This is a genomic window from Aliivibrio fischeri ATCC 7744 = JCM 18803 = DSM 507, assembly GCF_023983475.1.
In the GTDB taxonomy this organism is placed as follows: Bacteria; Pseudomonadota; Gammaproteobacteria; order Enterobacterales; family Vibrionaceae; genus Aliivibrio; species Aliivibrio fischeri.
The window spans coordinates 618,327-630,796 of sequence record NZ_CP092713.1 but is presented as its reverse complement, the minus strand read 5'-3'; the positions used below and the strand labels follow the sequence as shown (position 1 = coordinate 630,796).

Below are 12,470 nucleotides of genomic sequence, written 5' to 3'. Positions count from 1 at the left end.
CCTATCACCTTTATAAATCAATTAAACGCTGTTGAATTAATGCCGCTTTCGCTCGGGTCGCTTGAACATTACCATCAATAGTACTAATAGTGATATAACCTGATTTAACCGCTACACCTTCAGACATTTCATCCGTATCACCCGCATCTCCTGCCATAAATGAAATACCATGCTTATCACGCAACATTGCTTCAGCGACAATTCTTGCTTGTGCTTCTGACATTCCTTGCTCTTCAACGAGCATATTAACAACATAATCCATGATCATTTCATTATTGCTTAAATCAGAAACAAATTTCAGTTCTATTCCACCCGCATTCCAACCAACATTGGTATATAGATAACCCAAATTATTATCTATATCATGAGGAGTATTAATGTTTAATCCAGTATAAGCAGGCAGTAGAGGCTGCCCTTCAATGCGTGTTTTTTCTAAATTATTTATAACATCGACGACTACTTTGGCTATTTTTTTTCCTTGCTCACTATCTTGTGCCGAATTTTCACTACCACTAACAGCGATCGCAGGAATATTTCGGCTAAGTGCGATCATCGTTGCACCTAACGTACCCGAATTATTGTTCATATAACCCAAATTATTTCCTTCATTTGGTCCTGAAACAACAAGATCCGGATTCTTACCCCATCGTTCTTGAGCTGCTACATCAATACCATATAGAACAGACATGACAGGTGTTCCTTCCGTATAATCTTCAAAAGCTTGAGTCGTATCCGTATCACCTACACAATATTCGTTATTAGCACTCTGGCTGGTATCAACATTCACCGCTTTAAAAAAGTTAATCGCACCACCTTTACCACTTTGGCCGGTACAAGGTGCGCTCATAATTACATCATGGCCCTGCTCAATTAAAGCTGACTTCATTGCTTGAATGTTATTCGTATTCCAGCTGTCATCATTGGTTAAAACAATATTCAACGCAGATGCAGGTTGAGACAAGAGTATGAGTGGCGTAATACATACTGATAAGAAGCTATTTTTGATGTTCATATAATTCCTTGCTATTTATGTGCTTATTGATTCAAAAATAAACTTAACGGTAAATTATGAAATTCTTGTTACATTTTGTTTAAAGAAAAAATACATACGCATATCGTCATACAAGTGAATCATGTGTATAGAAATAAAAAAGCCGATCTTAGTAGATCGGCTTTTTGATAAAGTTCCATTTTATGTTCACACTTCATAAATTAAATAAATGCCTTTAATTAAAGTAATTTTCTAAAATTAGATTTTCATAATTTTCAATCCAATTCGAATCTATGATATTAAGGATATTAATATCAATTTTTGATACATGTTTCTTTTTATGTGTTAACGAATATAAAGATACATAAAGATAACTAGAATCACGTAGAAAAAAACCAGACTCATATGACAGCGTAATTATGGTCCTCTCTGTTTTATATTCAACAACTTGCATACGATTCCAAAAAATAAATGGTCGCGTATTGTTGCAGATGGACATAATTTATTAATAGCACTTCAAAAGAATAAACTTAATAAAATGCTATTATCATAATTAGTAATGTTTATAAGAAACTACTCATTCACCTTAGACTGAATTTCATTTCCGGCTTCTTTTAATAAATTAAATGGTGACATTATCACCCCTTTTACCGCACCTTGAGTCGCTTGTTGAGAAAGTTCTTCTGTTTTATCAATGATTTGATCAGCTCTTAGCATAATAGGAGGAACTTCTTTACGCAGCTTTTCAGACTCTTTCAATACCGCAGGAATCGTTGTTATGCGGTAGCCTTTACTTTCAACAAACGCTTTTGGGAATACCTGTTCACGATAATTTTTCAGTTCAATTAATGTATTTGGTACTGTTTCTTTATTTACTGCATTCATTACAGTAATAACTTCTGGTAATGATTCAGTCCTGATAGATTGCACTTCATTAAGAATCAATGGAATTTTGCTATCAACAGAAGCAACCGTTTGATTAACATTATTAATGGTATTTTTGACTTCATTGACCAGCTCAAGAGCTTGAGGCGTTAGCTCTTCAAGATGCTGAGCCAAAAGTAACCATTGTTCTATCTCTAACTTATCAGCCGTTTTATTTACTTCTTTCATTAATTCTGGATATTGATCCACAACCGTATTTATTGAGTGTGTAAAAGAGTAAATTGTATAACCTAAATAAAAAATAGAACTCGCTAATACAAGTTGTATCGCCATTCCCAATCGAGCCATAACGTATTAATCCATAAATAAAAGATAGAACTACTTTACGTTATTAATTACTAGAAATACATGAATAATCGTTAAGCTAATGCAAGTAGTATCCCACCAACAGTTAACGCTGCTGACACATATTGTCCTGCAGAATAAGAAGTATCATCTTCTTCCTCAATCGCATCCGGATGATTAATACCCAACGCTCCATGGGCAAACGATTCAACTTGATCGGAGACACCTTCAGTTTCTGATTGCTTCAGTTTACTGTCTTTTTCTATTTCTTGTAGTGCACGTAATAACGCTTTGCCTTCAACTGATAAAGAGACAGTATCACGCTGCACACTTAAAGCATTCATTGAAACAGCAGAAACAGGAACTGAATTTAACGGCATTCTAGGCTTAGGGTACGTTGTTAACCCCGCTCCTGTCTGAATTCCATTTATCATGATGTTGCTCCATAAATTAATCACCTACTTCTTTATCGGTAGAACAACAAAAATCTGCTCTTTTTTTATCGAAAAACACATTGTTATTCGAGCTTTATCACGATTATTTTGTAAACATAATTGAGTTTCTTTTTATTTTGTCTTGATCTTCTTTAGCAGTACCTCTATAGTTAATCGTAATTTCACGATTGATATACGAGTAAACATGACAGCTGAATGTAAAGCGACAAATAAAAGTTCTTTTTCAACATCAGAACAAGAACTACAGTTAGAAACACACTTTGCATCATTAGCAAAAGCACTCGCTCACCCTGCTCGAGTTCGAATTTTAAAAATTCTATCAAACTTAGAAAAAGCAGGGGGTTGTTTAAATAGCGATCTAGTTTCTGAACTTGGGCTTGCTCAATCAACCGTATCTGAGCATTTAAGAGTATTAAAACAGGCTGGATTCATCACAGCAGAATCCATCCCACCTAAAATGTGTTATCGAATAAACCGCGAATGTATTTCATCATTTGATCAGTTAACTCGATCTATCTTGATGTAATACGAATAACGCCGTTTAGATAATGGCGTATTTTTTGATGCTTACCATCGCAATTCGACGATGTACGATTCAATAAAATAAGGAACCACCATGCAACCAAAACTTAGCTTCTTAGATAGATATCTTACACTCTGGATTTTCCTAGCCATGGCCATTGGTGTATTGCTTGGAGTTCAGTTTCCACAAATTGCTGAATGGAATGAATCCATGTCAGTTGGTAGTACCAATATTCCTCTAGCTATTGGTTTAATACTAATGATGTATCCACCATTAGCTAAAGTGAATTACAACCTACTTGGTACCGTTGTAAAAGATAAACAAGCCGTTACTCTTTCTCTTATCATGAACTGGATTGTCGGTCCTATTCTAATGTTTGCTCTTGCCTTAATCTTTTTAGGCGATCATCCAGGTTATATGGTTGGGATCATTCTGATTGGTTTGGCTCGTTGTATTGCAATGGTATTAGTTTGGAACGATATTGGTGGTGGTAATAAAGAGTATGGTGCAGCCTTAGTAGCTATTAACTCAGCATTCCAAATTGTAACTTATAGCTTTATGGCGTGGTTGTTTATCAGTGTGTTACCTCCTGTATTCGGTTACGAAAGCATGGTTGTAGACATTTCTATGATGGACATCGCCCACAGTGTTTTAATTTATTTAGGTATTCCATTTTTAGCTGGTTTTTTAAGTCGTAAAATCTTGGTTTCAGCAAAAGGGGAAGAATGGTACAACACTGTTTTCATCCCGAAAATTTCACCAATTACACTTATCGCATTACTTGGTACTATCGTTCTAATGTTTAGTTTAAAAGGTGAAATGATCCTTGAACTACCAATGGATGTAGTACGTATTGCGATTCCATTGACTATTTACTTTGTTTTAATGTTTTTCTCTAGCTTCTTTATTGGTAAAAAGATGGGGATCCCTTATGACAAGAATGCTTCAATTGCTTTTACTGCGACAGGTAATAACTTTGAATTAGCCATTGCCGTTTCAATCGCTGTATTTGGTTTAAACTCAGACCAAGCATTTGCTGGTGTTATTGGCCCTCTTATCGAAGTACCAGTGCTTATTGCATTAGTAAACGTTGCATTAAGAATGAAAGATAAGAAAACAGAAAAGGCGGCTTAAATATATCCTTTAATCAAAAATAGCCTTTAGCTTTCACTAAAGGCTATTTTTTTATCCTCTCATAAAAATAATCAATTCATCTTAAAGAAATCGAGTTCGGTTTTTTGTGCTACCGCTAATTTCGATAACTCATCCGCAGCTTGCTGAGTTTGATTAATCGCTGATACATTTTGTGTAACCAAATCAAATGTTCTTGTCGTATTTTTTGCGATATCTTCCGCCACACTAAATTGCTCTTGTGAAGCTGTTGCGACTAACGTGTTGATATCGGAAATCGATTGAACTGAGCTGACGATATCATTAAATGATGTTTTCACACTTTCAATAAGATGCACCGATTCTTGAATAGATGTGACATTTTCCATCATATTTTTATTCGCATTTTCAGACTGAGCCTGTAGCTTGCTAATAATCTCCTGAATATTACTCGTAGATTCCTTTGTTTTAGCTGCTAGATTACGAACTTCATCAGCTACCACAGCAAAACCTCTTCCCGCTTCACCGGCACGTGCAGCCTCAATTGCTGCATTTAATGCGAGTAAGTTCGTTTGCTCTGAAATACTGCTGATAACGTCCGTCACTTCACCAATATTAATTGCATCATCACGTAATACAGAGATCATCTCTGCGGTTTGTTGTACAGATTCATTAATATCAACAGTCAATGCGATCGAATTATCAAGTGTATTATGTCCATTTGATACATTTGTTATTGCTTTTTGTGCTTCTTCTTCCGCCTGAGCAGCATTGGTTGTCACTTCTTTTGAAGTACTCGATAGCTCACTGATCGCAGTAGAAATTTCTTCAACTTGTGCCAATTCATGCTGTGAGTTCTTAGCGGTATCAGACATGACGACAGCCAGCTCTTCCGAAGCTGCTGATACACTATTTGAAATTGAATGGCTTGATGTCACTATTTCTGACAACTTCGAGCTTAAGGTAACCACTGAACGGTATATACCTGTATCATTATCTGATGCCACTAATTGCTGAGATAAATCACCTTCCGAAATATTAGATAGAATTTCAGAGATGTTCTCTGGTTCTCCGCCAATTGGTTTATAGATTAAATAGATAACACCATAATAAACAATCGCTAATGAGATAATAAGAAGTGAAAAGAAGATGATAATTGAATTCTTTAACATCACCATACTAGGGGCGTAAACGTCATCCTCGTATTCATACATGACAACCGTCCAATCATAACGAGATAAATTATCAGCACTTGCCAGAACATAATCATCATGGTCGATGTCATAAAAACGAGTATTGCCAGAATCAAAATCGACTAATTCAGGTTCAACATTTTTTATGTTCTTACTAACGTCATCAGGATTTTTCGCAGCAATGATATAGCCTAAGTTATTATAGGTAAAAATCTGTCCACGTTCAGTAAGCGTTCCAATAAACGCATTTAAAACATTCTGCTCAATCCCTATAGCCACAACAGCGACAACCTTACCATCACTTAAAATAGGTACTGCAAATGCAAATACATTTACTCCATCCGTATTTTGATACACATCAGTGATGATCTCCTTTTCACCAGCAAAGCCACGTACAAACCATTCGCGTTTTACCTCCTTGGCATTAAAGTTAGGAATAAACTGGCCATTTTCAAAAGTAAGTCCTGACTCAAATGCGATAAAAGCGCTATTGGTATCATTATTTTCTGCTAATTTTCTCAAATCCTTTGTTGTGGTGGCTTCATCTAGTCTACCATCAGGGTGGTAAGATATAGAAAATGTCCTTAATGATGAAAAGTAGCCATCAAGTTTTTCTCCTAACGATACCGATATTAATTTAGATCGATCTTCCGTCGATTTAGTTATCAGATCTTTATTTATTTGACTGAATTCATTAAAACCATTCCAAGTTAAAGCACTCGCTATCGAAACCAATAACACGAATATAAATAATAATATTTTATTCTTTAACAACATCCATTATCCCTTTTGTTCACTATTTTAATATTAAAAAAATACACACTGAAATCATTAGATATAAGCAATAAATAACAGACTAATGATAGTTAACATCAATACCTCTTTCGCAAAATAATTCATCATTCACACCCACAAAGAAATCAATACCAAAAACAGAATTAATGAAATAAATCTCTTCTAAGGTGAGTTCATTTGCACTGTTTATCGTACCAACCCACTCATTCACATTAGATATAGTCATAAGTACTTCTTTAAAATTATTCTATGTTTTAATTTGATCAATTTTTTTACGAATCAAAGTATATAAAAAACATAAAAAACAAACTAATAATGAAGTATAATTTATATATAAAACCTTCAGTAACAAATAGATAGAAGAGTTCTCAACATGTATTCACAATATTAATTTATAATGACAATCTTATTAATTGTGATCGATGACTGATTTTTTATAAATTCTAAGTGTTATCTTTGCGATAAATCAAAAATAATTTGTAACGCTATGAATTTAAAGTTTAAAAATTCCTTATTAATGCTAGAAGATAGGCCGAAAATTCTCATAAATAATAAAAGTTATGTGATAACCATTCCCGAAAGTAAGATTTTAAAGTTACTTATCGAAAATAAAAATACATCAATAACCAAGAATGACCTCATTGTTACCGCATGGTTACCGCATGGGGACACCCTGATTTTATAGGCCCAAACTCATTAGCTGTTGCTATATCTAACATCAGAAAAATAATTGAACATGATGGGTTAATATTAAAAAACATTCCTAAAGTTGGATATAAACTAATAATAGATGAACCACTAAAACATCAAAATAGAACAGTAAACATTAACAATAGAGAGCGAGCACTTGATAATGTTACACTCGCTAAAAACAGTGCAATTATAACGAAATTAACATCGTCACCGATTCAAATACTTATATTCTCAACCTTGACTTACTTTGTCTTATATTTGATTCACTCATGGGTCCTAATTAATTAAAAATGAACAAACTAAGCTTAATTAAAATAAATATTTTTATTGCCGCTATAATGCTACTTCTGATTTCTATTTCTTTTGTTAACGGCACAGGTTGCAATTACAAGATGAATCTTATTGATAGTAAGAATCCGAACTTTCAGATAAAAATGACCTGTTTTAAAGGGAACTACGTCGCTTTACAAACCTTAAAATATGGCGATAGTACTTCAAAATGGAAAATTACAGCACGGCAGTTTAACTTGTTTAATCAAGTCATTTTATACATAAACAAAAGAAGTCCCTTGGTTAAGCCTACCTATAACAACAAATTAGACGACTACAACCAACTTGTTTTTGATCAGCGCTTACTGTTTTATGCCTACAAAATAGATAAAAAGAAGAACATTATTACCTTATATGAAAACTTCCCCGAGAGGCGGGCTATTACAACAGAATTCACAGGAAAGATTAGTCAATGGTAATAAAATAACTGCCATGACATTACGTACGAAAGAGCTTATATGGTAACATGATGTAAATTTCACATCACATTAGGTTATGTCAGTCTTATGAAACCTTCTATAGAAAAAGTATTACTTCAAATAGCTTTGGATCTTAGCTCTAACTTATCCAGCGATTTACATTATCAACGTCTGATTAACTCGATTCATCAGGTATTTCCATGTGATGCTAGTGCCCTTTTTATTCTAGATAATGATCACTGCCTTAAGCCAGTCGCTGTTAAGGGGCTTTCTCAAGCAGTATTAGGACGTTGTTTTCCACCGCAAGTCCATCCTAGGTTAGAGGCGATTTTACAAAGCAAACATCCTGTTAGATTTGAATCAAATTCAGACCTACCTGATCCGTTCGATGGATTATTACTCGTAGATGAAAGTATAAACATAGAAGTTCACGACTGTTTAGGCTGCAGTTTATATGTAGAAGATACGCTCGTTGGTGTACTCACGTTAGATGCCTTAGAAGTGGGCGCTTTTAAAAAGATAGATGACATTACAATTGAAACCTTTGCCGCCCTCGCCGCTGCAACTTTACATAACAAAGCTCTGATCAAAACCCTTCAAGACAGTAATCAGCAACAAAAGTCCATCAACCAAACCTTAATTCAGCAGGCTAGAATTCAAAAAGGCGAATTAATTGGTATTAGTCCTCAAATTACTCGCCTTAAATCAAACATAAGTACTGTTGCCCATTCAGATTATGCCGTTTTGATCAGTGGAGAGACAGGCTCTGGTAAAGAGTTAGTCGCCCATTCTGTGCACGCACAATCACAACGAAATGAACTTCCAATGATTTATGTTAACTGTGCAGCACTACCCGAATCATTAGCTGAGAGTGAGCTATTTGGACATGTCAAAGGGGCATTTACTGGTGCGAATAACCATCGAGCAGGTAAGTTTGAATTAGCCGATAAAGGTACTCTTTTTCTTGATGAGATCGGAGAGCTTCCTCTGTTAATTCAAGCAAAATTATTACGCGTTATTCAACAAGGTGAAGTTCAACGTGTAGGCTCAGATAAAAACGTGATGGTGAATGTGCGTATTATTGCTGCAACCAATCGTAACCTAGAAAAAGAAGTAGAAGAAGGTCGTTTTCGTGCCGATCTTTTTCACAGACTTAACGTATTTCCAATCCATGTTCCACCACTTCGTGAACGTGAAGGAGATATTTCTGTTTTATCCGGTTATCTACTCGATAAAGTGAGAACACAGTTCAACGTACCAAATTTACATATCCACCCAAAAACACTCACTCATTTAGAATCGAGCCCTTGGCTTGGTAATATTCGTGAACTTGAACATACACTAATGCGCGCAGGCTTAAGAGCCATTCAAGAAAATGCAAACAGTATTACATTAGCTCACTTTCTTGGCGATATAGAAAATACGGAAGATGTAAAAAACACATCACACTTATTGCCAAATAAAAGCCAACCTATGAGAGAGTTAGTAGAAAGCTATCAAAAACAATTAATTGAACATGCATTATCCGAATCTAATGGAGTTTGGGCAAAAGCAGCTGAATTTTTACAAATGGATCGTGGGAATCTCTATCGCATGGGAAAAAAATTAGGCATTTCAAATTGATACAAACACACATAACGATGTAATTATAACATCAAACACTGTAGTCATTAACACATCAAAAAGCAAAAAAAATAAACAGTAAAGCCATATAAATCAACAACTTAAAAATGGTACGCACTGTGCAATAGATGGTTAATCAATGTCGATTCAAATCTCGACTGGTTCAACAATCTATTGCACAAATAGAACGCATTGAACTGGCATGATTTGAACAATACGTATTAATGACTGGAGTTCTAACTATGTTCTGTATCCAATGTGAACAAACGATCCAAACACCAACAACAAAAGGCTGTTCTTTTGCACAAGGTATGTGTGGTAAAACAGCGGAAGTTTCTGACTTACAAGATATTCTAGTATATGCACTTCAAGGTGTCTCTTTTTGGGCAGAGCAAGGTCGTAAAGTAAATGTCATTTTTGATGAAATCGATCAGTGGGCACCAAAAGCTTTCTTTGCCACGCTAACCAATGTTAACTTTGATCCTGAACGTGTTATCGAATTCGCACTTCAAGCACAAGCATACAAAAACCAACTAGAAGAAACCGTTCGTGCAGCCTCAACGATTACGAACACAGAATTAGATGAATTATCGCCAGCTGCAAAATTCGAACTACCAACAGAAGCTGATCAAATCATTGCCTTGGCCCCACAAGCAGCCGTAAACCGTGGTCATGAAACACTACATGAAGACGTTATTGGCTTACGTTTACTTTGCTTATATGGTCTAAAAGGTGCTGCAGCTTACATGGAGCATGCTCGTGTACTTGGACAAACAGACAAAGACGTTTTCGCTGAATATCACCAAATCATGGCATGGTTAGGTACTGATCCTACGGATCTCGGTGAATTACTAGATTGTTCAATGAAAATTGGCCTAATGAATTACCGTATCATGGAAATGCTAGATACTGGTGAAACTGATACGTTTGGTCACCCAGAACCATCACAAGTAAACGTTAAAACTATCGAAGGCAAATGTATTCTGGTTTCAGGTCACGACTTACACGACTTAGAAAAAATCCTTCAACAAACAGAAGGTAAAGGCATCAATGTTTACACTAACGGTGAAATGCTGCCTGCTCACTCTTACCCTGAACTAAAAAAATACCCTCATCTTGTAGGTAACTACGGCAGCGCATGGCAGAACCAGCAAAAAGAGTTTGCTAACTTCCCTGGTGCAATCGTAATGACGTCAAACTGCTTATTAAACCCAAATGTAGGTCAATATGCAGACCGCCTGTTTACTCGTAGTATTGTTGGTTGGCCGGGTGTGGCTCATATTGAAGGGGATGATTTCACAGCAGTTATTGATTGTGCACTAGCGCAAGAAGGTTTCAAGCACAACGAAATCGAACAAATGATCACCGTTGGATTTGGTCGTAACGCACTAATGGCTGCAGCACCTGCCGTTGTTGAGCAAGTAAAAGAAGGCAACATTAGTCACTTCTTCCTTGTTGGTGGTTGTGATGGTGATAAATCAGAACGCAGCTACTACACAGACTTTACCGCTCAAGCACCTGAAGACTCAGTCATTCTGACATTAGCTTGTGGTAAATATCGCTTCAACAAAAACCAATTTGGCGATATTAATGGTATCCCGCGTTTATTGGATGTGGGTCAATGTAATGATGCTTACTCAGCGATTCAACTCGCACTTGCACTCGCTAAAGAGTTTGATTGTGACATTAACGAACTTCCATTAACGCTGGTACTTTCTTGGTTTGAACAAAAAGCGATTGTCATCCTACTGACTCTATTTGCTCTTGGTGTTAAAGGCATTTACACAGGCCCGACAGCGCCTGCATTCTTAACTAATAATCTGCTTGCTATTATTCAAGAAAAATTTGATATGCGCAGCATCGGTAATGTAGAAGACGATCTAAAAGCCATTTTAGCCGCGTAATCAAATCAAATAAATCCATCAAGTTATGCCTCAGTTATCTGGGGCATTTTTCGCTAGCGTGTATTCAACACAATCTGACCAATAGAGAATGAACATGACACAATTTATTTGGCCAACCACTCCAGTTCAACTTCGTTGTGATAAAAAATGGCAAGAAACCGATGATACGATTAGCCTACAATTAATCAGTGGACACAAAGAAACCTTTGATTTTAAACCGGGTCAGTTTGTTAGTATCGGTATTGAAATTGAAGGAAAAATGGAATACCGCGCCTACTCTATCAGCTCAATTCCAAATCAAGAGTTTCTACAACTAACCATTAAACGCGTTGAAGGTGGTAAGGTATCAAACTACCTAATTGACCAATTGAATGAAGGTGATGAGGTGGCTGTTTTAGCACCCACTGGCCCTTTCAACTCTATTGATTGTAAACCAAGAAAAAAAGTGGCGTTACTCAGCGCAGGCTGTGGCATCACTCCTGTCATGTCGATGGCGAAATCGTGGATAGCTCAAAATAAAGATATAGATATTACTTTTATCCACATGGCAAAATCACCAGAACACACTATTTATTTTGATGAACTTCAGTATTTAAATAATCAGCATGCCAATTTCAACCTTAAATTATTACTGAAAAATCCCCAATTTACCGATTATCCACAAGGTCGATTAGATCAAGAGTGGTTAACAAAATTGTGCCCCGATTTAGTCGAAAGAAGCGTATTTTTATGTGGCCCAACAAACTTCATGGAAGACATGAAAAAATATGTTGAAGCAATAGGCTTAGACATGGCTCACTTCTTTCAAGAAAGCTTTACTCCTATTGAACCTGAAATCACGGATACAGTTGAAAACTCAGGCGTTGTCCAATTTGATGTACCCGCTTTTGGTGTATCCAAAGAAATAGATAAAGGCGCAACCCTTGCTGATGTATTAGAAGAAAGTGGCGTTCCGATCATCATAGCCTGTCGTAGTGGTATGTGTGGATCGTGTAAGTGTAAAGTAACCAAAGGCGACGTTTCTCGCACCAGCACAGAAACACTGAGTGAAGAAGATATTGCGCAAGGTTATACGTTAGCCTGTTCAAGCCAAGTTCAAAGTGATGTTGAAGTGAGTTTAGTTTAATCTCATTTTATTCATTCCAAAAAAAACCGATGACTCTTTTTATACTAATAATAGTAAGTAAGTGATCATCGGTCTTTT

The 12,470-nt window shown here is 36.1% G+C and carries 11 protein-coding genes; 6 read left to right on the top strand and 5 right to left on the bottom strand.

Annotated features, from left to right (window positions below; genetic code table 11):
- Nucleotides 1-10 precede the first annotated feature (10 nt).
- The 3 genes from AVFI_RS16370 to AVFI_RS16360 all read right to left on the bottom strand — a co-directional run bounded on the left by AVFI_RS16370 (nucleotide 11) and on the right by AVFI_RS16360 (nucleotide 2,601).
- Nucleotides 11-1,012, bottom strand: coding sequence for a 5'/3'-nucleotidase SurE (locus tag AVFI_RS16370; protein WP_005423361.1), 1,002 nt, complete (start codon nucleotides 1,010-1,012; stop codon nucleotides 11-13).
- 552 nt (nucleotides 1,013-1,564) lie between these two features.
- Nucleotides 1,565-2,224 (bottom strand): hypothetical protein, encoded by a 660-nt coding sequence (locus AVFI_RS16365; protein WP_017018850.1) that lies wholly within the window; start codon nucleotides 2,222-2,224, stop codon nucleotides 1,565-1,567.
- 71 nt (nucleotides 2,225-2,295) lie between these two features.
- Entirely contained in the window at nucleotides 2,296-2,601 is a 306-nt protein-coding gene (locus tag AVFI_RS16360) for a hypothetical protein (RefSeq protein WP_054775898.1), read from the bottom strand.
- A gap of 259 nt (nucleotides 2,602-2,860) precedes the next feature.
- Between AVFI_RS16360 and AVFI_RS16355 the strand changes: the two genes are divergently transcribed.
- Together AVFI_RS16355 and arsB are read left to right on the top strand one after the other, a co-directional pair.
- Nucleotides 2,861-3,202, top strand: coding sequence for an ArsR/SmtB family transcription factor (locus AVFI_RS16355; RefSeq protein ID WP_017018851.1), 342 nt, complete (start codon nucleotides 2,861-2,863; stop codon nucleotides 3,200-3,202).
- A gap of 90 nt (nucleotides 3,203-3,292) precedes the next feature.
- Nucleotides 3,293-4,333 (top strand): ACR3 family arsenite efflux transporter, encoded by a 1,041-nt coding sequence (gene arsB, locus AVFI_RS16350; protein ID WP_017018852.1) that lies wholly within the window; start codon nucleotides 3,293-3,295, stop codon nucleotides 4,331-4,333.
- A 71-nt stretch (nucleotides 4,334-4,404) separates the two neighbouring features.
- Here arsB and AVFI_RS16345 read toward each other — a convergent pair whose 3' ends face one another.
- Complete coding sequence (locus tag AVFI_RS16345; RefSeq protein WP_188863719.1) at nucleotides 4,405-6,279, bottom strand: methyl-accepting chemotaxis protein; 1,875 nt, start codon at nucleotides 6,277-6,279, stop codon at nucleotides 4,405-4,407.
- Between the two features lie 79 nt (nucleotides 6,280-6,358).
- The gene (locus tag AVFI_RS16340; RefSeq protein ID WP_017018854.1) at nucleotides 6,359-6,523 is read right to left on the bottom strand and encodes a hypothetical protein; all 165 of its coding nucleotides are present in this window, start codon (nucleotides 6,521-6,523) and stop codon (nucleotides 6,359-6,361) included.
- 757 nt (nucleotides 6,524-7,280) lie between these two features.
- On the opposite strand from AVFI_RS16340, the gene AVFI_RS16335 reads away from it, so the two are divergent.
- The 4 genes from AVFI_RS16335 to AVFI_RS16320 all read left to right on the top strand — a co-directional run bounded on the left by AVFI_RS16335 (nucleotide 7,281) and on the right by AVFI_RS16320 (nucleotide 12,392).
- Entirely contained in the window at nucleotides 7,281-7,739 is a 459-nt protein-coding gene (locus AVFI_RS16335; protein WP_017018856.1) for a hypothetical protein, read from the top strand.
- 87 nt (nucleotides 7,740-7,826) lie between these two features.
- Nucleotides 7,827-9,362 carry a nitric oxide reductase transcriptional regulator NorR gene (gene norR / locus AVFI_RS16330; RefSeq protein WP_188863720.1) on the top strand — a complete coding sequence of 512 codons (1,536 nt, stop codon included), beginning with the start codon at nucleotides 7,827-7,829 and terminating at the stop codon, nucleotides 9,360-9,362.
- A 242-nt stretch (nucleotides 9,363-9,604) separates the two neighbouring features.
- Nucleotides 9,605-11,266 carry a hydroxylamine reductase gene (hcp, locus tag AVFI_RS16325; protein ID WP_188863721.1) on the top strand — a complete coding sequence of 554 codons (1,662 nt, stop codon included), beginning with the start codon at nucleotides 9,605-9,607 and terminating at the stop codon, nucleotides 11,264-11,266.
- A 94-nt stretch (nucleotides 11,267-11,360) separates the two neighbouring features.
- Nucleotides 11,361-12,392: a hybrid-cluster NAD(P)-dependent oxidoreductase gene (locus AVFI_RS16320; protein ID WP_054775897.1), complete on the top strand. Its 1,032-nt coding sequence runs from the start codon at nucleotides 11,361-11,363 to the stop codon at nucleotides 12,390-12,392.
- The last annotated feature ends 78 nt before the right edge of the window (nucleotides 12,393-12,470 follow it).

Coding starts and splice junctions, on each gene's coding strand:
- AVFI_RS16370 (WP_005423361.1), bottom strand. CDS start 1,012: ATGAACATCAAAAATAGCTTCTTATCAGTATGTATTACGCCACTCATA.
- AVFI_RS16365 (WP_017018850.1), bottom strand. CDS start 2,224: ATGGCTCGATTGGGAATGGCGATACAACTTGTATTAGCGAGTTCTATT.
- AVFI_RS16360 (WP_054775898.1), bottom strand. CDS start 2,601: ATGCCGTTAAATTCAGTTCCTGTTTCTGCTGTTTCAATGAATGCTTTA.
- AVFI_RS16355 (WP_017018851.1), top strand. CDS start 2,861: ATGACAGCTGAATGTAAAGCGACAAATAAAAGTTCTTTTTCAACATCA.
- arsB (WP_017018852.1), top strand. CDS start 3,293: ATGCAACCAAAACTTAGCTTCTTAGATAGATATCTTACACTCTGGATT.
- AVFI_RS16345 (WP_188863719.1), bottom strand. CDS start 6,279: ATGTTGTTAAAGAATAAAATATTATTATTTATATTCGTGTTATTGGTT.
- AVFI_RS16340 (WP_017018854.1), bottom strand. CDS start 6,523: ATGACTATATCTAATGTGAATGAGTGGGTTGGTACGATAAACAGTGCA.
- AVFI_RS16335 (WP_017018856.1), top strand. CDS start 7,281: ATGAACAAACTAAGCTTAATTAAAATAAATATTTTTATTGCCGCTATA.
- norR (WP_188863720.1), top strand. CDS start 7,827: ATGAAACCTTCTATAGAAAAAGTATTACTTCAAATAGCTTTGGATCTT.
- hcp (WP_188863721.1), top strand. CDS start 9,605: ATGTTCTGTATCCAATGTGAACAAACGATCCAAACACCAACAACAAAA.
- AVFI_RS16320 (WP_054775897.1), top strand. CDS start 11,361: ATGACACAATTTATTTGGCCAACCACTCCAGTTCAACTTCGTTGTGAT.